The sequence below is a fragment of the Vampirovibrionales bacterium genome (genome assembly GCA_016712355.1).
GTDB lineage: Bacteria > Cyanobacteriota > Vampirovibrionia > Vampirovibrionales > Vampirovibrionaceae > JADJRF01.
In genome coordinates this window covers 58,051-80,133 of the sequence record JADJRF010000001.1, presented here as the reverse complement: position 1 = coordinate 80,133, position 22,083 = coordinate 58,051, and the positions used below count along the sequence as shown (strand labels likewise).

Sequence of the window (22,083 nt, the reverse complement as noted above, 5' to 3'; positions counted from 1 at the left end):
GCACGCCGTGATTATAGCACAGTTGTGCGATTGAGGCGACTTTCTGCCAGCGCCACATATTCCGGCATGATGTCGTAGCCGACGTAGTGCCGGCCTGTGCGCTTGGCGGCGACCAGGGTCGTGCCGCTGCCGGCAAACGGGTCAAGCACGACATCGCCGCGATAGCTGTAGAGCCGAATCACCCGCTCAGCCAGCGCCAGCGGAAACGGCGCCGGGTGCCCGACGCGCCTGGCCGACTCCGGCGCGATCTCCCAGACTGACAGCGTAGAGTTCATAAACTCGTCGCGCCCGATGTCCGACACGCCTTTGGCGGCGCGCCCGTACTGCTCTTTGGCAAAGACGAGCAGGTATTCATGTACGTCGCGCAAGCGCGGGGCGCGTGCGCTGCGCCAGCTTCCCCACGCACAACTACCGCCGGCGCCCTTCGCCTTCCGCCAGATGATCTCACCCATCGGCAGCCAGCCCGTCGCCTGCATGTCCTGCCAGATCATCGCGTGCAAAGGGATGTAAGGCTTACGTCCCAGGTTGGCGACGTTGACCACATAGCGACCGCCCGGCATCAACACACGGTACACCTCGGCGGCCACATCGCGCAGCAACTGGCGATAGTCGTCAAACGACAGATCGGCGTCGTACTCTTTGCCGACGTTGTACGGCGGCGACGTAAACGCCAACGCTACGCCGCCCTGTGGGGTCGCCGTCATGCGTCGAGCGTCATCGAGGTATACTTTATCGATCCAGCCCTCCAGCGCCGTTTCTGGGGCTTCCACGCCGTTTTGCGGCGTGCTCGGCGCGGCGTCGCCGTAAATGGCGCGCCCGTAGAACGCAGACGCGTCGTGCCGTTCCCGCCGGCTCACGCCAAACGCGCTGGTCTTGGTGCGGGCGTGCTTGCTGTCGAGGACACGCGCACACGCGCCGCACGTGACTTGCGCGGCGTCTTCTGTCGCCGGCACGTAACGCGCGTCTTGCCCACACGCGCAGTGGTGGATAGCGCCGGGGACGCGCGGCGTCGATGGTGCGATGTAGTGCGTCTTGGGGGTCTTCACGGCGTCACCACGTCAGTTTCCGTACCGCCGAACCGATTGGCAAACGACGCCCGCCAATGCGCATCGACCAGCCCGTTTGCCAGCCAGGTCTCCCGGTATTTATCGGGCAGATCGTCAATGACCATCTGCCTTGCCTGCGCTTGCGTTACCAGGCGCAGCACGCAAGCCTTGTCTTCGTGGTTGCTTTTGACGCAGCGGGCATTCCACGCGTCGCGCATAGGCCACACCGCCGCCGCAAAGAAACCGGTCGGCAATCCAGGTATCTGCCGGCCGCACTCGTCGCTGCTGTCGCTGTACTCGTACCGCAGCGGGCGCGGGGCGTTGAAGACGACGCACGAAGCATCGCGCAGATGCTGGCGCAGCCACGCCAAATCGCCTTCCTTGCCGGCAAACCGGCTGTCCAGTTCTTCGTCAATCAGGTAGGCGACAGGAAACGTGTACTCAGGCATTCGCTACCCCTCCCCGATGCGCTCGGCATCGACGCCGTACACCTTCACAAGCTCGCCTGTGCTGTCGAGCTTGACCCACAGGATGTCATCGGCGCCCTGTTCCGTGACCAGGGCGCCATAGGCGATCATCGACAACTTGCCGGTCTGCCCGGTCGATTTGATGCGGATCGGCGCCGGCATCGCCCAGACGTACCGCACGCGCTGTGTTAGCTCACTCATCTTCGTCGTCCTGGTACTCGTCAGGCTCCAGATCGACATCGTTGACGACATCAGCTTCCATCACCGAAAAGCTGTCGCCAATCCGCTCGACAATGTGTGCGCCCTTCTTGCCGCCGTTCGCCTTGCGCGCCGACATCGTTGCCAGCCGTTCGGCCACGCGTAAGCACTCGGCTTTGTCGCCTGGCTTGCCAAACTGCGTGCCGGCCATGTCCTTGCTGGCCGGCACGACGAAATAGATACCGTTACTACGCACGACCTTGTACTGATTCTGCATGTCCCCTCCTTTTGCGGTGAAAGATCACCGAATATAGATCACACCAACAGACTGACTTCCTGCGCCAGCGCGTCGCCGGCTTCCACGCTCAGATCAGACACGTCGATCACCATGTCGGCCAGCCGTTCCAACTGGTCGTAGCTGCGCCGCACGCCGGCCACGGCGACATAGATCAGGCGCGCTCCGGTCTTGGCCTTGAACGCCGCCCACGCATCTTCGGTCGCTGTCGCCACCGTTGCATCGCCATCGCTCACAAAGAGCAAGTCGGCGCGGTGCCCATCGTCGCCCATTGCGTCGAGGTGCGCCAGCGCGTTCGCCAGCGCCATGTCGAAGTCGGTGCCGCCGTGCATCGCAGCATCCGCCCAGGTCAGGTGTTCCGGCCAGCCCTGCGTGCTGTCGCACTCGATCAGGGCATCTTTCCCGCTGCTAAAGCTGAATAAACGGTACGGGCGATTCTCCGCTTGCGCAACCTGCGCGACGCCCAGGGCAACCGCCTTGCCGATCTCCTCGCGCGTGAACGCGCGGCGGTCGCTCGTCGTCATCGAGCCGGACACATCGACCGCGCCCACAAACGGGCCGCGCTCTTTTTCGCGCTCGACCAGCTTCCAGCCGGCCAGACCCGCGTCTGCCCATTGCAGCACGCGTAGGCGATTGAGCGGCGCCGTGTGCTGGCTCAGCAACGCAAGCTCGGCCGGGAACATCCGCCCGAAGTCCTGCGTGTACTCCAGGTCGGCGGGTTCCTCGCCGCGCTTGATCATGTTACGCCGCGCCTCGAAGCCCACACCGCGAAAACGCCCGGCGAGTTTGGCGACGCGGCGCACCTTGTCGGACAGGTGCTGCATGGCAGCCTGTGCCCGTCCGATGTTGCCCATCGTCACCTCGCCTTTGCCGCGCCCGAAGCCGGCGCCAACTGCGACCATCTCCTCGGCTTTGTCCTGCGCTTCGGCAACCGCCGAACTCATCAGCGCCGAAGTCATCTTGGAGCCGGCGGCTTTCTCGGCGCTGGCATTCGCTGCCTGCTGCGCCGCCTGTGCCTGCTGTGCGGCTTCCTGCGCCTGCTGGCGTTGTGCCTGTGCCTGTTGCCGCAGCGCATCGGCGTCAGGCTGGTTGCCGGACTGTTCCAGCGCATCCGCGGCGTGGTCGGCTGCCTGTGCGCTGCTGTTGAGATTGTCGGCTTCCTCGCGGGCGGCGTCCGCTTGCGCTTGCGCGTCCAGCGCGCTCTTGGTTGCCTCGTCGGTGCGCAGGTACTCCCACAGCACCTGGCTGGCGGTCAAGGACGCCATCACATCGCCGCGCGCCGTGTCGATCAACCCGTTCCACTGCCCGGACTGGCGCATCCAGTCGAGCAGAGTCTTGTTGACTTCGCGTCCGTCGGGCGCTGCTTCCAGCGTCGCCGCGTCGCGGTAGACCGTGGCAAACGTGTCGCCGGCCAGGTCGCTTTCGACAACGCTGGCTGGCGCTTGCGCTACGTCCATCTTGGCAAGCCGGCCAAATGCCCGGTCGGTGACGCCGAACTTGGTGGCGGGCTTGGCGGGTAGAAGGGATACCTGAGTCATAGCGGCTCCTATCGCTCGATGCGCTGCTTGCGCACGACATTGGTCGTCCACGCCATCATGATCGCTTTCGCTTCATCGACGCGTGGGTCGTTGACGCCCAGGGCGCGGGCGTCGCGCTCGAACTTCATCACCGCTTGCGAGACTGCGTTGGCTGCCTCGGCAATCTGCTTGCGGCCGGCTTCCAGTTCCTCGATGGCGGCGTTGGCAGCTTTCGCCACTTCCGCCATTGCATTGTCGATCAAGGTCTGGATCGGATCGACCAGCCCGCCGACCAGCGTCTGCCAGGTCGTAGCTTCCGCTTCCGTCTTGGCCGGCCACGCCCACCGCAGCGCGGTGACGGCTTCGTTCGGCAGTGCGCTGAAATCCGCCTGCCCGGTGCCGAAGACGCCCATGCGGTAGAGCAACCGCGACCAGGCCGTGCGCCGGCGGGGATTCGCCATCAACCCCTCGTTGGCGATCTCGGTCTCCAGGCTGGCGATCAGATCGACAATCGCGTCGGCGGCCTTGTCGCCAGGACGCGCCGCCCACACGTCTTGCAGGTCGGTCAGCGCCGGCAGCGCCATCTCGACGTGCAGCCGCCCACCGAGACCCAAAAGCTGCGCACGCACCATCGCGGCGGTGTCCAGGTCGTTCGTAGGCGCCACCCACTTCCAAAGTGCGAAGCGGTCGAGCAGCGCCTCAAACTCGACGCCTTTGGGCATGAAGTTGGAGGTGGCGAGCACTGGCGCCGGATCGGTCACGTCTTTGCGGTTGAGCGCCAGCAAAAGGATGTTGAGGATGACGCCAGACCCGCGCCCGATCTCATCCACGATGTGGGCGTGCAGGTCGGCGTCGAACATGCTGCCCTTCAGCTTGCGCTGGAAGGCAGGGTCTGTGCTTAGGAGCTTCTCGATGTCCACGGCGCCCTTGAGTTCCTCCGGCATCGTGGATGGGTCGATGCGGAAGAAGCCGAACCCGCCGTTTCCGAAGATGTCGAGACACATCGACTCGGCAACGTCGGTCTTGCCGTAGCCGGGTGCACCCACGGCGATGCCGTTGAGCTTGGCGACGATGGCGGCCATGTACATGCCGGCCATGTCTTCGACGTATTTCCCCTGGAAGTATGCTTGCCCGATCATGTTTTTCTCCCTATGCCCGCCAGATGGCGGAAACGGCTGCATCGTGTTCGGTCATCATGGCACGGAAGTTGTTGTACGCTTCCGTGCTGCTGAAAAACTTCGCCGGCTCGTCCTCCCACCCCATTTCGTGGCGGTGGATGACGCCGGCCACTTGATCGACCGTCTTGCCGAAGATCGGCGCATACTTCGCGGCGATCTCGCGCAGCGCCGCTTCGCACGCGGCCAGCTTGCGGTCATTCTCCTCAGCCTCCAGGCGCTCGTCGCGCACGACGATCAGCGCCTCCTCGAAATCGATCTCGCCGCCGCCAGAGCGCACCATCGCCCACGCCTTGTCCTCGTCGGTGATGGTGTCCAGCGCCTGCTGGAACGCGGCGCGCCACGTGGGAGACTGCAAATTGGCAGCCCCCCACGACAGGTAGTCAGGATCGATGCGCTTCAGCGCCCCTGGCGTCATCCCCTTGTGTTTTCCAAAAGTCAACGGAGTATTCATAGCTCGATCCTTTCGGTGTCACCCATTTTTTTTTTTGATACACAAAAATTGTACCGCATAGTGTATCAAATGTCAAATAGGAAAACGAACGATCACGCTCAATTCGGTGATCGTTCGTCGGTTAGCGCGCGGGAACGAAAACGCCGGCTTCGATAAAGCCGACTGCCGCCGAGATCGGCAACTGGGTGGGCACGAGGATTTCGACGCCTTCACGCAGCGCCGCCAATGCCGCATGGCCGGCTTTGCGGTGGCGCCGCTGAAGCGCACCGACGCGCGCCTGGAAAAGCGTCACCGCTTCCTGTGCGCCCGGCTCCGACATATCGCCAATGCGGATCGCCATGTCGATGTCGCTGTCACGGTGTACCGATTGCTGGCGCACGTAAGCCAACATGTCGGGGTCGTCGCCAGCCAGCGCCGCAAAGTCGGCAAGCTCGGCGTCGGAGATCATTTCGAGCGGCGGCAAGGTGGCGGCCACTTCGGCAATGCATCGCTCCAGCAGGCGCTCGTAGCGGTTGAGCATGTCGCCGCCGACGATGGCGCCGTACTCCGTGACCAGTTGCTCGGCGTCGAAGACAAAGCCATAGCACATAGCCGGCGTCCGGTACTCGCGGTAGCGCGCACCGTAGGACAGAAATACATACTGGTTGTCGCCGGCCAGCCTGTCAAGCTCGAACAGGCTGCCATCCTCGCCAAGCTGCTTTTCCTCGACGCGCGGACGCAGCGCGCCGGCGGCGCGAATTGCCTGGTAACGCGAAGAAACAGATGCGACCTGATCGGGGTCATCAGGCCGCACCTGTTCTTTCGCCGTCAAGCCGATGATGTGCTCGGCGTACATAGAAATCCGCTTCCTCCTACAAACTAATTTCAATGTAGCTGTCAGACTCACGATCATAGTTCATCACCACAACCGTGCAGCCAGCAGCCTCCAGACCTTTGACCGCCGCAATCGCCGCAATCGTGAGGCCGGTCGCATATAGACGGACATCGACACCGGCATACCGCGCTGTTCGGCGGATGATTTCATCGTACAACCCCTGATGATAACCGTACCGCTCGGTAGCGTCAGCCTCCATCAAATACTCGCTAACCGGCAAAGGATGCCGGTTAGCAATCAAACCTAACTTGATAACCATTTGTTTTTCCTTTACTAATTCAGTACAGTGCGGTACACCGCGAAAGTGCGCCTACACCGTCATTTCGCGCCTTTCTGTGCGCTTCCGGCTGTACCGTACCGGACTGTACAGCCGGCGTCTCCAGTGTGGCGCCGGCTGTACCCACGTCGCCGCCTACGCACTCGGTACAGCCGGCCAGCACACTGAAATAGCTGTACTGTACATCTATTTCATCGCGAAAGATGCGTTTCTCGCGCCACGTATCGCGCCAGCCATGCATCGAACGCCGTCGAGTCAACCAGCCACGTGTCGCCGCTCTTGCGCGCCGTCAGTGCGTGGCGCTGACACGCCGTGGTGATCACGTTGCGTGCGACGGCGACGCCGTACTGCTCAGCCGCGCGCAACATGCACTCTGACACCGTGATCGGGTGGCGCACCGATCCGGTGAAGCCGGCGACGCGCGCCGCGGCCAGGATGCCGGCTTCGACGTTGCCGCCGTAATCCGCCAGCCAGTTCGCCAGCGCCTCGGATAGATCGATCTGTACTCGCATATTACCTCAGTGTGTAGAGAACTGGCGCGCCGCGCAGGACGCGCTCGAACGCGATGGCTTCCGTCGTCGGCGCACCGCGCTTGCGCCAGTGGCCGTCCTTCCGCTGCACAAGCTGCACGGTGATCGTGTAGCGCCGGCCTTCACGCCGGATGCGCTCCAGGCGGAACACGTCTTCGTGCTCCGGGTCGAACGCCGCGTGCAACGCCGTGTAGACGCTGCCATCGCGCAGCGCGTCGAGGAGCTCTCGCCGGTTTAACCCGAAGCGCGACCAGGCGAAGCACTGCATCCGCTCAGCCGGCGTCATGTCGGGCAACTGGGGCCGATGCTCCCACATCGGCAGGTCGTCGCGCCGATTGAGCCGATCTACCACCGCAACGGCCTGGGGCGCCGACAACCCGCGCTTGCGCATCAAACGCAGCGACTGGGCGATGCCGCGCCGGTCGAAACTACCCGTGTCGAGCGGACGCCGCGCCAGCGCGACCAGTTCCGCGACCACCTCAAATTCTTCCTTCGTCATGGTGTCACCCCTTTGCGTGAGGAAATTGAATTGCCGATACGCGTAGATTATCACTGTATGCATATACAGTCAACATATTTGACTAAAATTCGACCTATAAAAATCAATTGCACGCAATAGCGTATAATTTCGTAGGGTAATCGTATGATTCAGGCGGGCAAACCTGTGCTATACTGAATTTGTACGCAATTGCGTATAAATAAGTAAAAGGAGGATCGGATGGAATCTTTTGTCTGCCCTATCACGGGCAAGCCGATGCGGTGGGAATCTATGAATGGCCGGTACCAGCCGGCGGAACCGTACAGTTCTTCGGAAAACCCCGCCGGGCTGAATGAGCGGATCGAAGCGGCGGGCTACAACCCGCGTGCATTCATGGAGTTCGACGGCGCCATCCCGGTTCTCGCTTACCTGGTACGTGGCGGCGAGCGGGTGGCGGAAGTTTTCCCGGCGCGTGACCGCGGTCGCTTCGGTGGCTGGCAAGTGAAGTTTTACGCCGCCGAGAAGGGGTACTGGTTTTACGAACGACCGGAAACGGCGTTCGACAGCATTGAGTGGTTGGTCTAGGAGGGGGACATGAACGCATCAGAGTTTGAGATCACTGACGGCTACGTTGGCAGTTTCGGCGTGACGTTCAAACCGGCGACAGCCGAGACGCTCGCCGCCGCCATCGAAAAAGCCGCGACGATGAACAACACAACCGTGCCGGCTATCGAATTCATGCTGGCCGGCGGCGCTACGGTTCGGTGGTGCGAGTCACCGAACTACTACTACGACCACGGCTACGGCGTCATCCGTCGCAAGCGGACGCCGCAGCCAGTGAAGCTGGTGCGCTGCTCGTGCGGCCACAGCGTGCCGGCGGCGCAGGTAATGAACGCCAGCCTGGGCACCTCCTGCCCGGACTGCTACGACCGGATGAGCGACTAGACGTTTAACGCCGAGCCGGGCGGCTAAACCCGGCGAAAGGATCACCTATGGAAGCGCAACCAATCATCGTCTTTCAGAAGCACATCGATACTGTCGCCGCCCTGGGGCGGTGGCAGATCGAAGACCTGGAAATTGCCATTTACCTGCGGCGCCTGCACATGGCCGCCGATGAGTTGACCGGACGCGGCTTTGCCGCCCGCGTCGTGCCCATGCCGGGCGAACCGGACAAGGGCACCGTCCACGTCTTCAACATGGTGCTCGTCGGCCCGCCAGCCGGCGCCGAAAGCGAACTGGCTGAGTGGGCAGACCTGGCGCAGTGCCGGCGCCTGATCGACATCGTTGCCAACATGCCGCCGGCGGAAGCGTTCGACCGGTGGGCGCAGGGGCTGCCACTGCCCGAACCCTACACGCAGTGGGACGCCCGCCGCGACGCCGAAGGCTTCATCAAGGATGCGCACCAGGCGTATGCCGGCGGCAAGATCAACGGCCAAACACTCGGCACGGAAATTCGAGCGGCGCGCTCGTTTGCCGATGCCGTGGAGCCGGCAGACCGCAACGCTCATCTGCGCACGATCCCTCAACTCGCGGCTGAGTGGGGCGTCAGCATCCGCCGCGCACAGGCGCACGTCAAGTACCTGCACGCCAAGCACGGCGTCGGGCGCAAGCTCGGCAACGCCTGGGTGTTGACCGATGTCGAGGCCGTCGATCACAAGCCAGCGGACGGGCCGGGACGCCCGCATAACGAGTAACAACAAAGAAGCCCGGTCGCATGACCGGGCTTCTTGCTTTGCTGGCAATCCTCTACGCCAGTTCGCTTCGCACCAACTCGATAATCGGCGTGATGCTGGCGACGATAGCGCGCTTGTGCAGCATGTCGGTCGTAAAGCGAAAGACACGCCAGCCGGCCAGCACCGCGGCGTTTTGCTTCACGGCGTCGCGCGTCGCGCCAGCGCCATAGCCGTGCCCCTTGACGCCTTTCTCCCACGTGCCGCCATCCACCTCGATCATGATGCGCAGCGCCGGAATCGCAAAGTCGGCGCGCCATCTGGCAACATCGGGCACGGGCATATACTCGCGCACCAACTCGACCTCCGGGCACAACGCGCGCCACGTATCGAGGAACTTCGCTTCCAGCGGGCTGCCCGCCGCCGGCGTGGTGCGCCTGGCGCGCTGGCGCTTATCCGGTGATCTTTCACCGCTTTGGGGCGCGCCGTCCCGATAGGGCACGCCGTCGATGGCGACGATCTGTCCTCCGTTTGCGCGGATGCGTTCTTTCAGTTGGCGGATTTGCTCGGCGGTAGTTGGCATCAGGTCATCTCAGTCCAATCAGGTGCTCGACCTGGTAGCGCGTGACGGGGTGAAGGCGAATGCGGTCGCCTTGCTTGCTGTACCAAACACGCACCTCTGCATAGCGATCCGCGCCTTTGGGTGCGCCGTTGCGCGCACAGCCGGCGCCGTACCAATCGGCCACCATCTCGCGCACGTAGCGCTTCGGCATTGCCGCGCACTCGGAAAAGTCGCCGGCTTTGATAATCCAGTGCTCCCAGTGATGCGGCCCGTGGAGTAGGTGATGACGCCAGGCGCGCTCGAAGTCCGTCACCAGCCAGGCCGGGCGATCCTTACGCTCATACCCGCCGTAGAAGGTCAGCGCATACGGGCGCCACTCGGCGCGCGTAAACTTCTGCCAGTCGTGCGTGACGCCGGCCCACGGGATGCCCAGGCGCACGCACTCCGTGAAAACGTACCACTTGTGGCGCAGCACATACCAGAGATAGCGTAGGTGCATCTTCATGCCGGCGACTCCTTTGTGATGGCACGCATCATTGCATCGACGCCGCCAGCGGCGAGAATCCACGTGCGTAACATGTCCCCAGGATCGAGCGAATCGACAGACGCATCCAGTTCTGCTGTGTGCTCGTCGCACAAATTCGCCCACTGTTCGCCCGTGCTTTCTATTTGCGGATGCGAGGCGGGGCGATTGCAGTTTTCCCAGGTGCATTTAGTGCCGGCAGGTGTGTTTGTCGTCATGCCGGCCTCGCCGCTTTCGTCCGGTAGAGCTTGAGCAGGATCGCAATGCCGTCGCGCTGCTCGTCCAGGTCGATGCGCTCTTGCAGGCAGAATGCGGCGATGCGCTCAAGCTCCGTGCGCTTGGCGCTGGCCGTCCACGCGCGGCGCTTTGCGTAGAACGCGCCCACCTTCTTCTTGTAGGTCTTCAGCGCGCTGGCGGCCTTGCCTTTAGCCGGCGCTTTGGGCTTCTTGCTTGTCCGGCTGAGTGCAACCGGCTCGAACTCCTCGACATCAAAGATCGCTGCCATCTTCGGTTTCCTTTTCTGTTTGGATGAATGCTTTTGCCCGTCCTGCCGCCCACTCCGTAATCATCGGCAGGTCGAACATCTCGTTGAGACGCGTGCCCATGAACCGGTTCCACACCGCCGGCTTGCCGCTGATCTCTGGCAGGTAAATGCCATCCACCTTGTCGTGATCGACGTACTTGGCAAGGAAATCGACCTTGCCGTCATACTCAACGCGATAGACGATACCCTCGATATTGTCGGACGCACCGTGCAGGCGCGCACTCAGACGCATCATGGCATCATCCACATGCACCGCCGGCCCGTAGCTGATCAGTTGCGGCATAGTGAATGGACGCCCCACGCCGCCGCCCCACGCACAGCGCGCCATCACTTCCAGGAAGGGCGCACGCTCACTGCCGCGCATGATGTCGAAGACCACGAACGGTTCGTGCGGCAAGTCGTATCGCGTGCCGTGCGCCAACGCCAGCCACTCACCGACCACGCGCTCGCCATCCGCCAGAAACTCACGAAAGCGCCGCGCCCGCTGATCCACCCACCAGGCGAAGACCCAGTGCTGGATATAGGGCGAGGTCTCGGCACGATAGCCGGCGCGCGACAAGGCGACGATCTCGTCACCGATGCGCGCCACGGCGCAGCACGACCCGTCAAGTTTCTGCTGCACAACGATCACGTCTCTGGCGTCGCGACGCGTGACGGTGCAGATGCGCGCCTGTCCTTCGTGGCACGACCAATCGGCAGGCCCGGTGCGGCTGCCAGGTAGATGCGGAATGCTTCCGTAGGCTTTGCGCCCCAACGGTTTGATCGACATGCTTGATTCCTTTCCCGATGATCAAGGCAAGCACACGTTCGCTGCTTGCCGCTACACACTGCTCGCATAACGCCAGCGCCGGCCACGCTGCCCGCTCAGGCGTCACAAACGCGCCCATCCCGGTCTCGACGCCGCACACAACCGCGCCAGCCTCATACACGTGCCAGACGCCGGCGCTGTCGGCAACGATGGCCGGCGGCGCCGCTTCCACCAGACACGCGCACGGCTCGCCGCGCGTCACCGCGCCGCATACGGGGCACACCGCGTCCCAAACCGGTTCCGGCTTGCTGGCGCCCCAGGGTTCCTCCAGCCCGTACCGGTACCATGTCACGCCGCTGCTGTCGAGGATGTCGGCGGCGGTCAGGCAAACGCTAAACGAAAATCCCCGGTCGGGATTGTCCTTTGCAAACGCATCGCGCAGCGCCACCGCCGCGCGTTCCGAGTCCTTCGGATCGTCGCCAACCGGGATCACCGGCACCCACTCATGCGGGAAAGACGCCGGTCGCAGTAGGTTGCGACCGTGCTCGTGCCAGCGCATCGGCAGGCGAATCTCGACATACCAGTAGAGCGTATGCATCGTGCCGTCGCGCTGCGCTTCGGCCAGGATGCGCTTCTGCATCGAGCGCGACTGCTGTTCCGGTATCGGCTGAAAGACGCGCTTACTCACAGGCAATCTCCTCGTCACTTTCCGCCGGCGCGTCTTTATCCGCCGAATGATCGGCGGATTGCGTCCCGGCTTCGCTTGTCGTGAAGGGCGGATTGAGCACGACGGCGCCAAACTCGACCGGCGCGACGATCTCCAAAATGTGGGGTGGGGTGAACCAAATCACGGTGTTTCTCCTGCGAATAGATCGATCTGCGTCGCGCCGATGCGTTCCTCGGCCAACGCGTGATAACCTGGGTTGATGTCGATGCCGATGTAGTCGCGCCCAAGCTGCGTCGCCACCGCGCCGGTTGTACCGGAACCGGAGAACACGTCGAGCACCACCGCCGGCGCAACCGGTAGATTGCCAAGCGCCGCAATGCGGTCAAGCACCAATTGCCGGTTCGCTTGCGCTTCGTCGGCTTCCGCTCTCCAGCGTCGCCACGCATCGTTGCCGCCGGTTACGGGCTGGCCGCCGCACGCCGGGCACGGCAGCGCGTCGCCAAACATCGGCAACGCATCCACGCCGCTGCCATCACACCGCGCGCACACCGCCGGCGCAATGGCGTCTTCCGGCAGTTCGGGATCATCCAGCAACGCCGGCACATGAAAAGGAACCTCGACACGCGTCAGCCAACCGGCGTCGATCCAACGATCCAAAAGCGCAACCGGCACAGGGCGGGCGCCAGCACGGTCGGTGCGCAAATAGTGAGCGAACGCGGCTGCGCCGGCTTCGGTTTTCATCTCGGCGCGGTGGGGCGATCTGCGCAACTGGTCAGCGTAGTGGCGCTGCTCGTAACGCGTCATCGGGTGCCGGCCTTCGTTGCCGGCACGCGTGCGGTTCCAGCCGGCGCGCCCGGTCTCCAGAGAAGGATCGTCTTCGCTCTGCTCGCCGGTGGGCGACCACACGACCTCGAAATCGTCGGGACGATAATCGCCGCCAAAATAGCAGTTGCAGGTGGGAATCCAGCCGAACGTGCTGTACTCCAGCGGATCATCGACGCGGCTGGAGCCGATGAAGCCGTGCTCGCCGTGCGGCCCGCTGCCGTTGACGGTGCGTGAGGATGCCGGCTGCTTCTGGACGACGCGTTTCCACGGCGCGCCGCACGTCGGACACACGCCTTTGGCGGAAGTGCCCACGCGCACTAACTTCTCGACCAATTCTTCCGGCCACACGGCAAAATGCGCACCGCGATAGCCGGTGGGGTTGATCGTCCAGACCGTGCGCGGCGTGCGCCCGGCGACGCTCATCTGATGCAGGCTTTTGGAGCCGACGCCGTTGGTTGTGCTGCCGTTGGCCGTGTAGGGCGCGGCGCCGCCTTTACGCGTGTAGCTGGCCGGCGCTTCCTTGACGGCGTACAGGTCGAAGAAATAGCGTTCCTGCTTGGCAAGCAACCACACGTACTCGTGCGACTGGGTGAAGGCATCCGTGCGCGACATAGGGAGCGTCGAGCCGGAGTAAACCGGGTTGAAACTGACGCCTTTCGCCCAAATGATGTCGTTGCGGATATACCAGCCCTCCGCCTGCATCGCCAACGCAAAGCGCGCCGGCACAAGCGTCAAGTCTTTGGGTTTCAATCCGGTATGTCGGCGGACTCTCCCTACAGGCTCACCGTGTAAAGCCAATGTGTGTTTTCCGCTTGTTGTTCCGCCCCACTTATCGTCGTTGGCGTAGCTGTCCCCCAAATTCACAAAGCATACACCGTCATCGCGCAGCACGCGCCACACTTCGCGCTGCACCAGCACAAGATGACCGATGTATGCTTCGATGGTTGCTTCGTTGCCAAGCGGACAGGTCATCGCCGGCACGGTGACGGCGGGCGTATTGACCATCGGTGCGTATGTCACCGCCGGCCACGCAACGCCCTGATCGCCGTGGTACTTGCGCAGCCCTAGATAGGGCGGCGAAAACGCAGCAAGATGGATCGAACCATCCGGCAGTGCGCTCAGGTCGTGCGCACTGCCGGCAATGAGGCGCACGGTCATCAGCCGCCGGCCTTGCCGCGCTCGATGCGCGCAATCTCGAACTCGATATAGGTGATCGCCTTGCGCAAGTCCTGCACGTGGTCGGCGCCTGGCTTCAGGCCGGCGCGCCACAAGTGTTTAATCGCCGTGCCGACATTGAAGCTCATCGGCTCGATGACCGTAATGCACTCAATGCCGGCCGGGTGGCTGTTGTAGTGCGCCGGGTGCTGTACGAACTCGTAGGTAGGTTGAGCGTCGCCAAACACAATGTCCGACGCCAACACCGAGACGGCGCCAGGCTGCGGAGCTTGCGCCTGCAACTGCGCGCGCAATCGCTCGATCTCGGCCACCGCGCACGCGTAATGCCCCTCGCCGCCTTCCGTTGCACAGTTTTCCCAATGTGTTCCCAATTGTTCGCTCACCGAGTCCTCCTTCTCGATAATCCGTACTCAGCCGCCAAGCACCCACGCAGCGGCAAAAACAAACAACATCCACACCACGAACCCCGTACCGGCCAACACCAATACCCAGTCTGTGATTGTTCTTGGCACGTGACACCTCACGCAAACAAACCCAACTGCGCTGCGTTCGCCCAGTTGACCTCGACATCGATGCGCGCCGGCGTCCCGCCGTTTGTGTGCGCCGCCGGCAATATCGGTGAATGTTCGGCGGATTGTATTGGCGCCAGTACGGGCAGCGTTTCCAGCGCGTCCGGGTCGATCCCTTGCTTGCGCAAGTTGCCGCGCAACAGGGCGCGGTCACACTTGAGCGCATATCCGTTCAACCCGTGCAGCATCATGTTGATGCGCGCCATCTGCACGCACTGTGCGTCGATGTCCTGCCCGTAGTAGCGCACCAAGCCCCACTGATTCGCCCATGTTGGCTGTTGGCTGGCGCTTGCCATCAGCATGACGCCGCTGCCGCACGCGCAGTCGTACACCATCACCGGCTCGACGTGGGGCGCCACGCGCGGCAAAAACCAGCGGTTGAACCAATCGCCCTGTTTGGCTTGAAGACTCTCCCCAGGCGCACCCAGGCTCAGCAGCGCCATGCTGTCGAGCAGCGCGCCGTCCACGCCGCCGGCTTTCGAGACGCGCCGCGCCGCTTCGAGCAGGCGCGTGTGCAGCAGGCTGTCGTCGTGGGTTATCTGCGCGGTCATCTTGGCGACTACCCACGGCGTGAAGAACTGGCCGTGCCAGGCGCTCGGCGCCCCAAAGTCCATGAAAACTTCGCCCAATACGTCCCACGAAGAATCGATCTTCTGCGCGTTGTCGGCGGCGTCCACAAGCAGGATGTAGCACTCCGTGAAGTTCTGCCAGTCATTTTCCCTGTGCTTCGGGTACCACTGAAAGAGCTTCTCCCAGACGGCGACCGTCTCGTCGTTCTCCGTAACGGGCAAACCGGCAGCAGCGTTCTCGATGTGTGCTGGCTGGTCGATCAGACATCGCTCTGCAATCTCGCAAAAGTCAGCGAAGACCTGCCACGCGCGGCGGTTGCCGTTGACGTTGCGTTCCAGCCGCTTGATAATCTCGGCGCCGTGCTGCCCAGGGCGCGGCGGCGGCATGGCGACTTTGCGCTTGGTGATCACGCGGTTAGCCTCGTTTCAGCGCGTCGCGCCGGTAGTAGTGGTTGCCGTTGGCGCTGTAAAGCCAGGCACTCGCCGCCGGCTTCACACGCGTCACGTCGGAGGTTGACCACTGGAAGTAGGCGTCCGGGTCGCAGCCGGCGCCATCGCGCAGCACGGCGCGCACACGCGCCAGTTCGTCGGCGCTAACTGTGTGCGGCGCAGCGTAGAAGTGATTGAGCACTTTCCACGGCGACCAGCCGGCCACGATGCGATTGCGCATCACGCACGCCGGTTGCGCCGGGTCGATGCCGTCCTCGCCTTTGGCAACCTGCGCCATGCGCAGCGTCAGGGCGTCCGGTAAATCGAGTAGATGGCCTTGAGCCTGGGCGCGAGTGAGCGTGCCCAGGCTCAAGGCAAAGACGAGCAGTACGGCAACCAGCGTCCAGTCAGTGCAGCCCAACCTGGAACTCAGAAAACTGAATCGGGGACGGTCTCCCGCATTCCGCCCCCACGCGCCCAACGAAGGACTTTCGGCCGGTTCTATGGACGACAGGTCAATGCGCCCCGCCGCCACGACGTATGAGTCGTTCGACCGCTGCAACTTTTTTTCACGGTGGGCTATCGCCGTACTGCTTCGGCGTTGTCTACACATCAAGATTGCTCTCCAGCATCACCGGCACAGCCACGCCACGCCGCCGCAACGCCTGACGCGTCTTGGCTATCTGGCGCCGGATCGCCTTTGCATCGGCATCGACCGCCGGCGTCAGCGCCGCTACGTTGTGCCCCGCGTCCACGCACCACGCCAGCAACGCGTCCCACTGGCGCCGTGCGTGCAGGCGTGCAAACTCCTTGCGTGCGGTAGGATGCCCATGCGGGCGTAGATGACTGCGAATCACTTTCGCACCCCTTTCGTGGCGATGATCTCCATCGCCGCCGTGCGCCGGCTGCCCTTGCAAGAAATCGAGCGGCGCACAGAGACCGTTTCGACCTGGAAGCCGCGCTCGCGGTACAGGTCGATAATCCGGTCGGTGGCAGCGTTGCTGGCAACGACCGGCCCGTCGTGCTTTGCCAGAAAATCCGCCAGGCGCACCTGGTCGTACCAGGCAAAGCTGCCCGCCGCGTAGCCGGTAAAGCCGCCGCCGGCCTGGTTGTCGTAGGGAGGATCGGCGTAGAGAAAATCGCCGGGCTTGACGGGCACCAGCGTGAAGTCCCGGCTCAACAGGCGCCAGGTTTGCATCGCCCGCCCAATCTGGTGAAACTTCACCGCATAGCCGGCGTAGTCCAGCTTGGCGTAGCGGCCAAAGGGCGTATTGAAATGCCCGCCGCGATTGAACCGCACCAGCCCGTTGTAGCCCGTGCGATTCATGTACCAGAACAGCAGCGCCGCTTCCTGTGAGTTGGCTTGGCCGGCGTCGATCAGCGCGTTGAAGCGTTCTCGGTGCGCGTAGTAGATGTCCTGGTCATTGACCAACGGCACCACCAGCCCATCGACGCCACGCGCCATGTCGTGGTCGATGCACAGCCCCATGCGCACCCACTTGTGAAAGTTCATCACGTGCGGGTTGGCGTCGTTGAGGATGGCGCGGTCTGGATGCACGCCGAGCACCGCCGCGCCTGACCCTGTGAACAAATCCACGAACCACCGCTTGCGGTAGGGCACGTAGAGTTCGCTCAGTTGATCCACCAACCATCGTTTGGAGCCGGGCCACTTTAGCGCCGGCGTGATTGCATCAGACATGTTTCGCTCGCACCTCGCAAAATGTCTTGAGGGTAAAAATCGGATGTAGACGATTGGGCTGCATACAGGGGCGCACGCCGTACCCGAAGTCGTCTTGAAAATGGCACGCCGCAAAAGTCTCCCGGTCGATCCAGCCCTGGATCGTCACCTGGTCGAAGACGCCGGCCTTGTACGTCACCAGCACGGCGACATCGGCCACGAAGTCTTCGAGCACCCGAAAAGCCAGATAACCCTGGAGCGTCTTGATCTCGACGCCCACGCCGAAGATCACCATGTCCTTTTCCAAGTCGCCGGCGACGTAGGCTTCCTGGTCGAAAGGCACGCCAAGCGTCTTCGAGACGGCGTACTCGCCCATCAGTCCGATCAGGTGCGTCGCCACGTTGTCGCGGTACATGATTCGCTTGTCGCGCGCCGAAGCGTGGTTCTCTTTGGGCGCTTGCCGCTCCTCAGCCAGCCGCGCGATCAGAGCCTGTTCGGGCTTGGTGAAGGGTACTGTCACCGCAAAGGGGCTGCGATGAATATCTCGGCGCTTTTGTATTCCTGTAGGCATATTACGCCCCAAAAAAAACGGCAGGCAACTCGGCAATGTTGCGGGCATAGACCGCATCTGCCGGCTGCTTGCCGAGCTTACGCATCAGTTGCACCCACTCCGGCCCGTACACGGCAGAGCGCGTGCCGATGCTTTTGCTACGCAGGTTGTACTGGTTGACCAGCTTGCCAACCTGGGTCTTGGTCAATCCCCACGGCTGGCCGGCGTTGATGTAGAACCACCACATGGCGTCACTCCCTTCCAACATTGCCGAACTAATCAAAATAATACCATGTAGCGCATAATTCGTCAAATCCGCACGGGCAGTGACGGCGCCCACGTGCGCCCTTCTTCGGGCAGCGCATCGACAAACGCCATTGCCTGTTCCAGCGCCTGTTCGGAGTTGGTAGCATTGATAGCCGGCGTGTGCATGTGTGTTCTAGCATCGAGCACGTGGGCGCACAACGCGCCCAGTCCGTCACAGGATCGACTGACGGTGATAACACAGTTGGCATAGGTTCGGACGATAACGCTGTGTTGTGGCATGTGAAACCTCCAAGAAAACTCTAAGAAAGCTCTACACGATCTCCAATTTCGATCCCGCCGGCCATCCGCTGTGGCCGGGGGCGTACACCCACGCCTTGTGCGGCTCGATGGCGGCTTGCTCGTGGTCGCTCGGTTTGCGCTTGGCGGCGACGAAGCGAGCTTCTAAATCGCTAAACCGATCCCAGGCGACTTGGATCAACCCGCCGGCCTCGACAGCCAGCACGACACCGAGACGCGTGTCGCCGTTGCTGCCGACGAAGCGCACGCTGGCGCCGACAAGCTCACTCACCGCCGGCCAGCGTCCATTGGCCGCCCACTACTTCCAGATGCCGTGCAATCGGATCAGGTGGCATTCGCACCAATTGCGCCGTGCGTAGCTCGACCACAGCGGCGCGTGTGACCGATTTGCTAGAAAACCGACAGCGCACCATCAGGTCGTGTATCGTCGGCGCGTTGCCGTCGTGCGCTTGCTTGTACTCGACAATGCGTGTCCACGCCATCGATGCGTATGGCGTTAGTTCGGCATCATGCGCGCCGCCGTGCGTCCATGCACCGCCGGCCACGCAGATATGACGCGATATGTTGTAGCCGCGCGTGATCAGCCCTTCCGCTTCCAGCGCCTCCAACGCGTGCATCACCGCCGCCGTGCTGTTGTAGTTGCAGATCGCCATCAGGTTGCGCACGGAGGGTGAATTTCCGTCATGCGCGCGTTTGTAGGCGACAATTGCGTCGTACATCTCGCCAAAGCGCACAAAACAGCGCGTTTTGAGCCGGAAAAAGTACGTCCCATCGCGCATGATCGGCGCTCCACCTTCACCATGTGCGTATCCTGTAGCACCCGATTTTTCTACGTTCCAAATTCCGCTCATGGTATTACCTTTGGCTTATCAAACTAAACTGACGAGAAGTGCTTGACAGCAGCCGCACAGGTGTGCTACTATCAAGGCGTCACCCAAACATCACATTGCCGATGTTGGCGAGCGCCGGTCTTTATGGCCGGCGCTTTGCTTTTCAGTACTCCAATGTGGTGCGTGAGACTTCCAGATCACGGAAGACGGTCAACTCTTTGCGGAAGTAGAGCGGCGCGGACCCGGTGCCGTCGTTGCGGTTTTTGGCGACGATGACATCGGCAATGTTCTGGCGTTCGCTATCCTCGTTGTAGTAGTCATCGCGATAGATGAACATCACGGAATCCGCCGCCTGCTCTATTTCACCCGACTCGCGCAGGTCGCTCAGCATCGGGCGCTTGTCGGCGCGCGATTCGACCGCACGCGACAACTGCGCCAGCGCCAGCACTGGCACGCCCAACTCACGCGCCAGGATTTTGAGACTGCGTGCAATGTAGGAGACTTCCTGTTGCCGGTTCTCGTCGCTGCCTTGCTTCTTGCCCGTGCTAAGCAGTTGCAGGTAGTCGATCACGACCATATCGAGGCCGTAGGTGCGCTGGAGTCCGCGACAGACGCCGCGCAACTGGCTCACGGACACCGACGGCTTGTCGAGCAAGAACAAGCCGAACTCGCTGATCACCGACGCCGCCGCCAGCAGCGCCACCCACTCGTCTTCGGCCACGTACTCGCCGCCGCGCCGGATCGTGGTCAACGGCACGCCGCTCTCTTGCGACAGAATGCGATTGGTGGTCTCCTGGCTGCTCATCTCCAGGTTGACGAGCGCAACGTTCCGCCCGCGCTTGCAGATGTTGTTGACGATGCATTGCGCCAGGCCGCTCTTGCCCATCGCCGGCCGCCCGGCCAGGATGCTCAATTCGCCCGGTCGCAACCCGCCGAGGATGCGATCCAACATGCCGTACCCGGTCATGATCCCGGTCGTGTTGCCCTGCTCGATCTGGTTGAGCGCGTCCGGCAAGACTTTGCTGACCGGCGTAAAACCCGCCGAACTTTCGGCGGTTATATCGATAAACTTCTGCATAGCGGCATCCAGCAGCAGCGCCGGGTCGCCGTCGTTGGTCGCTTCGTATGCCAACTTCACAATGTCGCTGCCGGCGCCGATGATGCGCCGGCGCAGCGAAGCCGCCAGCACGATCTTGGCATAGTGGTCGATGTACAGCGCGCTGGGCGTGTCGGCGGCGCACTCCGTCAGGTACGCCACGCTCCCCAACGTGTCGAGGTCGCCGGCTTGCTCGATCTCGTTTGTCACCAGCACGAAATCGTTGACCGGCTCGCCGCGCGCCGCCAGGTACTCCATCGCTTGCCAGATTACGGTGTTGGCTTCCTGGTAGAAGTCCTTCGCCGTCAACCCCAAGCCGGCGGCGCGGTCGTAGGCGTCCGGGTCGATCAGCGCCGAGCCGATGACGGCTTTTTCGGCGCGCAGGTCGTAGGGCTGTGAAAGCATTGCCGATGCGTCGTTTGTCATCACCCAATCTCCCTGAGCGTTTCCCCGCCCATCTCCACAATTGCCGCCATCTCCCCGATACGCTGCCAATGTTCCTCGCCAAACATCGTCGCCAATTCGTCAGGCGACTTGTTGCTGGTGAAGATCGTCGGCATATCGTAGGCGTGCCGGTAAAACAGCACGCTGTGCAGCACCTCGACCGTGTGCGCGGTGGCGTCGTCGCGCCAGTTGTGGCCCAATTCGTCCATCATCAGCACGTCGATGTCACGCGCTTGCGCCAGCAGCTTGTAGGCGTCGCCGTCGCTGTTGTAGCCGGCGCGCACCGACTCGACCAGCCGATGAAACCAAATCCACAAGCCGGGCCGGTTCTTGATCCCCTGCTTGAAGACCGCTGTCGCCAGGTACGTCTTGCCTGTGCCGCGCCGCTTCGACCACAGCAAGAGCGATTTCTTCTTGACGCCGCCGCGCTCGATGTAGCCGTCCTGGATCAGCCGGTAGGTGAGCGTCAACGCCTCTTGCTTCTCCGGGTCTTTCCCGCATCGGTTGCGCATCGCCGCCCAGGTCGCGTTGCGGAAGCGATCTGGAATGCCGGCCAGCCCGAACGCGCCGGCGGCCACGCGTGCGGCAGCTTCCCGCTGTGCGGTTTCGGTGGTCTTCAGCCACTGCATGAAGTCGGCGTTGCGGCGCGTGATCATCGCCAGCAGCGCGCTTCCGGCGTCGCACTGACAAAAGAGCGAGTCGGCGTTGCGCAGCAAATCGCCATCCGGCAGCGCCATCGCTTCGCGCAGAGTCATGCCGCTAGAAATCAACATCCCCGCTCGGCAATGCGGGCAACTGTGCAGCAGTGGCGCGCTGCTTGGCGCGGGCGGCTTGAGTTCGCGCCCCTTCGGCAGCGACAGCACGCGTGCCACTGGCGTCAATGACATGTCCATCTTTCAATCTCCCCTGTTGCGCTAACGAACTAGCGTAGTTCTTGAGCGAGTTGGCGTAGGGCGCCACGTCGCCTTTCCCGTACTGCTTCTTCCAAGCCGCGTACAGCTTGTCGATCTTCTCAACGGTGTCGATCTGGAAGGACGCGCCAGCCAGCATCACGGCAAGCTCCTGCATCCGGCGCAACTCATTGTCATCGCCGGCATCGACAATCGCGACCAGGTGATGGATTTCCACCAGCCGCGTGACCAGCGCCGTGAACGCCGGTGCGTCCAGCCCAATCCTGACGGCCGCGTCGGTGTTCTGCATGGCGCGTTTACGCTGCCCGCCAAAGCCGTACCAGGACGCGCGCGATTGCCCAAAGAATGGGTCGGCGTTGGCGTTGCCTGATGCTGGTAGCGGCGCTTGCGGTGCATTGCCCCCCTCAACATTTCTCT

At 62.7% G+C, this 22,083-nt stretch carries 34 protein-coding genes; 3 read left to right on the top strand and 31 right to left on the bottom strand.

The genetic code is table 11. The features are described 5' to 3' along the window. Positions 1–11 precede the first annotated feature (11 nt). From IPK79_00560 to IPK79_00510, 11 genes are all read right to left on the bottom strand, one after another. Positions 12–704 (bottom strand): site-specific DNA-methyltransferase, encoded by a 693-nt coding sequence (locus IPK79_00560; GenBank protein MBK8188925.1) that lies wholly within the window; start codon positions 702–704, stop codon positions 12–14. A 338-nt stretch (positions 705–1,042) separates the two neighbouring features. After that, positions 1,043–1,495, bottom strand: coding sequence for a hypothetical protein (locus IPK79_00555; GenBank protein MBK8188924.1), 453 nt, complete (start codon positions 1,493–1,495; stop codon positions 1,043–1,045). A 3-nt stretch (positions 1,496–1,498) separates the two neighbouring features. Next, positions 1,499–1,714, bottom strand: a complete 216-nt coding sequence (locus tag IPK79_00550; GenBank protein MBK8188923.1) for a hypothetical protein — start codon at positions 1,712–1,714, stop codon at positions 1,499–1,501. After that, positions 1,707–1,988 (bottom strand): hypothetical protein, encoded by a 282-nt coding sequence (locus tag IPK79_00545; protein ID MBK8188922.1) that lies wholly within the window; start codon positions 1,986–1,988, stop codon positions 1,707–1,709. The genes IPK79_00550 and IPK79_00545 overlap by 8 nt, the downstream gene beginning before the upstream one ends. A 38-nt stretch (positions 1,989–2,026) precedes the next feature. Continuing rightward, complete coding sequence (locus IPK79_00540) at positions 2,027–3,544, bottom strand: hypothetical protein (GenBank protein ID MBK8188921.1); 1,518 nt, start codon at positions 3,542–3,544, stop codon at positions 2,027–2,029. Positions 3,545–3,552: 8 nt separating this feature from the next. Further along, positions 3,553–4,662 carry a hypothetical protein gene (locus IPK79_00535; protein ID MBK8188920.1) on the bottom strand — a complete coding sequence of 370 codons (1,110 nt, stop codon included), beginning with the start codon at positions 4,660–4,662 and terminating at the stop codon, positions 3,553–3,555. 10 nt (positions 4,663–4,672) lie between these two features. Then, the gene (locus IPK79_00530) at positions 4,673–5,152 is read right to left on the bottom strand and encodes a hypothetical protein (GenBank protein MBK8188919.1); all 480 of its coding nucleotides are present in this window, start codon (positions 5,150–5,152) and stop codon (positions 4,673–4,675) included. Between the two features lie 121 nt (positions 5,153–5,273). Then, positions 5,274–5,987, bottom strand: coding sequence for a hypothetical protein (locus tag IPK79_00525; protein ID MBK8188918.1), 714 nt, complete (start codon positions 5,985–5,987; stop codon positions 5,274–5,276). A 16-nt stretch (positions 5,988–6,003) separates the two neighbouring features. Further along, the gene (locus tag IPK79_00520; protein MBK8188917.1) at positions 6,004–6,285 is read right to left on the bottom strand and encodes a hypothetical protein; all 282 of its coding nucleotides are present in this window, start codon (positions 6,283–6,285) and stop codon (positions 6,004–6,006) included. Between the two features lie 209 nt (positions 6,286–6,494). Continuing rightward, complete coding sequence (locus tag IPK79_00515; protein MBK8188916.1) at positions 6,495–6,815, bottom strand: hypothetical protein; 321 nt, start codon at positions 6,813–6,815, stop codon at positions 6,495–6,497. Between the two features lies 1 nt (position 6,816). Further along, positions 6,817–7,332 (bottom strand): hypothetical protein, encoded by a 516-nt coding sequence (locus IPK79_00510; GenBank protein MBK8188915.1) that lies wholly within the window; start codon positions 7,330–7,332, stop codon positions 6,817–6,819. 219 nt (positions 7,333–7,551) lie between these two features. Between IPK79_00510 and IPK79_00505 the strand changes: the two genes are divergently transcribed. From IPK79_00505 to IPK79_00495, 3 genes are read left to right on the top strand one after another with little or no spacing between them, the layout of a single operon-like run. Beyond that, entirely contained in the window at positions 7,552–7,896 is a 345-nt protein-coding gene (locus tag IPK79_00505) for a hypothetical protein (protein MBK8188914.1), read from the top strand. Between the two features lie 9 nt (positions 7,897–7,905). Then, positions 7,906–8,256 (top strand): hypothetical protein, encoded by a 351-nt coding sequence (locus tag IPK79_00500; GenBank protein MBK8188913.1) that lies wholly within the window; start codon positions 7,906–7,908, stop codon positions 8,254–8,256. Between the two features lie 47 nt (positions 8,257–8,303). Beyond that, a complete protein-coding gene (locus IPK79_00495) occupies positions 8,304–9,005 on the top strand; it encodes a hypothetical protein (protein MBK8188912.1) in 702 nt (233 codons plus the stop codon). Between the two features lie 52 nt (positions 9,006–9,057). On the opposite strand, the gene IPK79_00490 is transcribed toward IPK79_00495, so the two are convergent. The 20 genes from IPK79_00490 to IPK79_00395 all read right to left on the bottom strand — a co-directional run bounded on the left by IPK79_00490 (position 9,058) and on the right by IPK79_00395 (position 21,955). Beyond that, the gene (locus IPK79_00490; protein ID MBK8188911.1) at positions 9,058–9,564 is read right to left on the bottom strand and encodes a hypothetical protein; all 507 of its coding nucleotides are present in this window, start codon (positions 9,562–9,564) and stop codon (positions 9,058–9,060) included. Positions 9,565–9,568: 4 nt separating this feature from the next. Further along, positions 9,569–10,048, bottom strand: coding sequence for a hypothetical protein (locus tag IPK79_00485; GenBank protein MBK8188910.1), 480 nt, complete (start codon positions 10,046–10,048; stop codon positions 9,569–9,571). Then, the gene (locus tag IPK79_00480) at positions 10,045–10,284 is read right to left on the bottom strand and encodes a hypothetical protein (protein ID MBK8188909.1); all 240 of its coding nucleotides are present in this window, start codon (positions 10,282–10,284) and stop codon (positions 10,045–10,047) included. Before IPK79_00480 ends, IPK79_00485 begins: the two co-directional genes overlap by 4 nt. After that, a complete protein-coding gene (locus IPK79_00475; GenBank protein MBK8188908.1) occupies positions 10,281–10,571 on the bottom strand; it encodes a hypothetical protein in 291 nt (96 codons plus the stop codon). The genes IPK79_00480 and IPK79_00475 overlap by 4 nt, the downstream gene beginning before the upstream one ends. Next, positions 10,555–11,379, bottom strand: coding sequence for an RNA ligase family protein (locus tag IPK79_00470; protein MBK8188907.1), 825 nt, complete (start codon positions 11,377–11,379; stop codon positions 10,555–10,557). The genes IPK79_00475 and IPK79_00470 overlap by 17 nt, the downstream gene beginning before the upstream one ends. A 659-nt stretch (positions 11,380–12,038) precedes the next feature. Next, a complete protein-coding gene (locus tag IPK79_00465) occupies positions 12,039–12,209 on the bottom strand; it encodes a hypothetical protein (protein ID MBK8188906.1) in 171 nt (56 codons plus the stop codon). After that, positions 12,206–14,008 (bottom strand): hypothetical protein, encoded by a 1,803-nt coding sequence (locus IPK79_00460; GenBank protein MBK8188905.1) that lies wholly within the window; start codon positions 14,006–14,008, stop codon positions 12,206–12,208. The genes IPK79_00465 and IPK79_00460 overlap by 4 nt, the downstream gene beginning before the upstream one ends. Continuing rightward, a complete protein-coding gene (locus IPK79_00455; GenBank protein ID MBK8188904.1) occupies positions 14,008–14,253 on the bottom strand; it encodes a DUF3310 domain-containing protein in 246 nt (81 codons plus the stop codon). The genes IPK79_00460 and IPK79_00455 overlap by 1 nt, the downstream gene beginning before the upstream one ends. A 293-nt stretch (positions 14,254–14,546) precedes the next feature. Continuing rightward, positions 14,547–15,575, bottom strand: a complete 1,029-nt coding sequence (locus tag IPK79_00450) for an N-6 DNA methylase (protein ID MBK8188903.1) — start codon at positions 15,573–15,575, stop codon at positions 14,547–14,549. Positions 15,576–15,579: 4 nt separating this feature from the next. Then, positions 15,580–16,206: a hypothetical protein gene (locus IPK79_00445; GenBank protein ID MBK8188902.1), complete on the bottom strand. Its 627-nt coding sequence runs from the start codon at positions 16,204–16,206 to the stop codon at positions 15,580–15,582. Then, positions 16,199–16,450, bottom strand: coding sequence for a hypothetical protein (locus IPK79_00440; GenBank protein MBK8188901.1), 252 nt, complete (start codon positions 16,448–16,450; stop codon positions 16,199–16,201). The genes IPK79_00445 and IPK79_00440 overlap by 8 nt, the downstream gene beginning before the upstream one ends. Then, positions 16,447–17,292, bottom strand: coding sequence for a Dam family site-specific DNA-(adenine-N6)-methyltransferase (locus tag IPK79_00435; GenBank protein MBK8188900.1), 846 nt, complete (start codon positions 17,290–17,292; stop codon positions 16,447–16,449). Before IPK79_00435 ends, IPK79_00440 begins: the two co-directional genes overlap by 4 nt. Beyond that, entirely contained in the window at positions 17,285–17,842 is a 558-nt protein-coding gene (locus tag IPK79_00430) for a hypothetical protein (GenBank protein ID MBK8188899.1), read from the bottom strand. The genes IPK79_00435 and IPK79_00430 overlap by 8 nt, the downstream gene beginning before the upstream one ends. A 1-nt stretch (position 17,843) precedes the next feature. Then, positions 17,844–18,161, bottom strand: coding sequence for a hypothetical protein (locus IPK79_00425; GenBank protein ID MBK8188898.1), 318 nt, complete (start codon positions 18,159–18,161; stop codon positions 17,844–17,846). Beyond that, complete coding sequence (locus tag IPK79_00420) at positions 18,131–18,367, bottom strand: hypothetical protein (GenBank protein ID MBK8188897.1); 237 nt, start codon at positions 18,365–18,367, stop codon at positions 18,131–18,133. Before IPK79_00420 ends, IPK79_00425 begins: the two co-directional genes overlap by 31 nt. A gap of 31 nt (positions 18,368–18,398) precedes the next feature. Further along, positions 18,399–18,656 carry a hypothetical protein gene (locus tag IPK79_00415; protein ID MBK8188896.1) on the bottom strand — a complete coding sequence of 86 codons (258 nt, stop codon included), beginning with the start codon at positions 18,654–18,656 and terminating at the stop codon, positions 18,399–18,401. Further along, complete coding sequence (locus tag IPK79_00410; GenBank protein MBK8188895.1) at positions 18,649–19,164, bottom strand: hypothetical protein; 516 nt, start codon at positions 19,162–19,164, stop codon at positions 18,649–18,651. Before IPK79_00410 ends, IPK79_00415 begins: the two co-directional genes overlap by 8 nt. 214 nt (positions 19,165–19,378) lie before the next feature. After that, positions 19,379–20,737: a replicative DNA helicase gene (gene dnaB, locus IPK79_00405; GenBank protein MBK8188894.1), complete on the bottom strand. Its 1,359-nt coding sequence runs from the start codon at positions 20,735–20,737 to the stop codon at positions 19,379–19,381. Next, the gene (locus tag IPK79_00400) at positions 20,737–21,528 is read right to left on the bottom strand and encodes an ATP-binding protein (protein MBK8188893.1); all 792 of its coding nucleotides are present in this window, start codon (positions 21,526–21,528) and stop codon (positions 20,737–20,739) included. The genes dnaB and IPK79_00400 overlap by 1 nt, the downstream gene beginning before the upstream one ends. Further along, positions 21,515–21,955: a hypothetical protein gene (locus IPK79_00395; protein MBK8188892.1), complete on the bottom strand. Its 441-nt coding sequence runs from the start codon at positions 21,953–21,955 to the stop codon at positions 21,515–21,517. Before IPK79_00395 ends, IPK79_00400 begins: the two co-directional genes overlap by 14 nt. Positions 21,956–22,083: the final 128 nt, after the last annotated feature.

Excerpts from the sequence above, each read along its gene's own strand:
- IPK79_00560 (MBK8188925.1), bottom strand. The coding sequence starts at position 704 with ATGACGGCGACCCCACAGGGCGGCGTAGCGTTGGCGTTTACGTCGCCG.
- IPK79_00555 (MBK8188924.1), bottom strand. The coding sequence starts at position 1,495 with ATGCCTGAGTACACGTTTCCTGTCGCCTACCTGATTGACGAAGAACTG.
- IPK79_00550 (MBK8188923.1), bottom strand. The coding sequence starts at position 1,714 with ATGAGTGAGCTAACACAGCGCGTGCGGTACGTCTGGGCGATGCCGGCG.
- IPK79_00545 (MBK8188922.1), bottom strand. The coding sequence starts at position 1,988 with ATGCAGAATCAGTACAAGGTCGTGCGTAGTAACGGTATCTATTTCGTC.
- IPK79_00540 (MBK8188921.1), bottom strand. The coding sequence starts at position 3,544 with ATGACTCAGGTATCCCTTCTACCCGCCAAGCCCGCCACCAAGTTCGGC.
- IPK79_00535 (MBK8188920.1), bottom strand. The coding sequence starts at position 4,662 with ATGATCGGGCAAGCATACTTCCAGGGGAAATACGTCGAAGACATGGCC.
- IPK79_00530 (MBK8188919.1), bottom strand. The coding sequence starts at position 5,152 with ATGAATACTCCGTTGACTTTTGGAAAACACAAGGGGATGACGCCAGGG.
- IPK79_00525 (MBK8188918.1), bottom strand. The coding sequence starts at position 5,987 with ATGTACGCCGAGCACATCATCGGCTTGACGGCGAAAGAACAGGTGCGG.
- IPK79_00520 (MBK8188917.1), bottom strand. The coding sequence starts at position 6,285 with ATGGTTATCAAGTTAGGTTTGATTGCTAACCGGCATCCTTTGCCGGTT.
- IPK79_00515 (MBK8188916.1), bottom strand. The coding sequence starts at position 6,815 with ATGCGAGTACAGATCGATCTATCCGAGGCGCTGGCGAACTGGCTGGCG.
- IPK79_00510 (MBK8188915.1), bottom strand. The coding sequence starts at position 7,332 with ATGACGAAGGAAGAATTTGAGGTGGTCGCGGAACTGGTCGCGCTGGCG.
- IPK79_00505 (MBK8188914.1), top strand. The coding sequence starts at position 7,552 with ATGGAATCTTTTGTCTGCCCTATCACGGGCAAGCCGATGCGGTGGGAA.
- IPK79_00500 (MBK8188913.1), top strand. The coding sequence starts at position 7,906 with ATGAACGCATCAGAGTTTGAGATCACTGACGGCTACGTTGGCAGTTTC.
- IPK79_00495 (MBK8188912.1), top strand. The coding sequence starts at position 8,304 with ATGGAAGCGCAACCAATCATCGTCTTTCAGAAGCACATCGATACTGTC.
- IPK79_00490 (MBK8188911.1), bottom strand. The coding sequence starts at position 9,564 with ATGCCAACTACCGCCGAGCAAATCCGCCAACTGAAAGAACGCATCCGC.
- IPK79_00485 (MBK8188910.1), bottom strand. The coding sequence starts at position 10,048 with ATGAAGATGCACCTACGCTATCTCTGGTATGTGCTGCGCCACAAGTGG.
- IPK79_00480 (MBK8188909.1), bottom strand. The coding sequence starts at position 10,284 with ATGACGACAAACACACCTGCCGGCACTAAATGCACCTGGGAAAACTGC.
- IPK79_00475 (MBK8188908.1), bottom strand. The coding sequence starts at position 10,571 with ATGGCAGCGATCTTTGATGTCGAGGAGTTCGAGCCGGTTGCACTCAGC.
- IPK79_00470 (MBK8188907.1), bottom strand. The coding sequence starts at position 11,379 with ATGTCGATCAAACCGTTGGGGCGCAAAGCCTACGGAAGCATTCCGCAT.
- IPK79_00460 (MBK8188905.1), bottom strand. The coding sequence starts at position 14,008 with ATGACCGTGCGCCTCATTGCCGGCAGTGCGCACGACCTGAGCGCACTG.
- IPK79_00445 (MBK8188902.1), bottom strand. The coding sequence starts at position 16,206 with ATGTGTAGACAACGCCGAAGCAGTACGGCGATAGCCCACCGTGAAAAA.
- IPK79_00435 (MBK8188900.1), bottom strand. The coding sequence starts at position 17,292 with ATGTCTGATGCAATCACGCCGGCGCTAAAGTGGCCCGGCTCCAAACGA.
- IPK79_00430 (MBK8188899.1), bottom strand. The coding sequence starts at position 17,842 with ATGCCTACAGGAATACAAAAGCGCCGAGATATTCATCGCAGCCCCTTT.
- IPK79_00420 (MBK8188897.1), bottom strand. The coding sequence starts at position 18,367 with ATGCCACAACACAGCGTTATCGTCCGAACCTATGCCAACTGTGTTATC.
- IPK79_00410 (MBK8188895.1), bottom strand. The coding sequence starts at position 19,164 with ATGCGCGATGGGACGTACTTTTTCCGGCTCAAAACGCGCTGTTTTGTG.
- dnaB (MBK8188894.1), bottom strand. The coding sequence starts at position 20,737 with ATGACAAACGACGCATCGGCAATGCTTTCACAGCCCTACGACCTGCGC.
- IPK79_00400 (MBK8188893.1), bottom strand. The coding sequence starts at position 21,528 with ATGTTGATTTCTAGCGGCATGACTCTGCGCGAAGCGATGGCGCTGCCG.
- IPK79_00395 (MBK8188892.1), bottom strand. The coding sequence starts at position 21,955 with ATGCAGAACACCGACGCGGCCGTCAGGATTGGGCTGGACGCACCGGCG.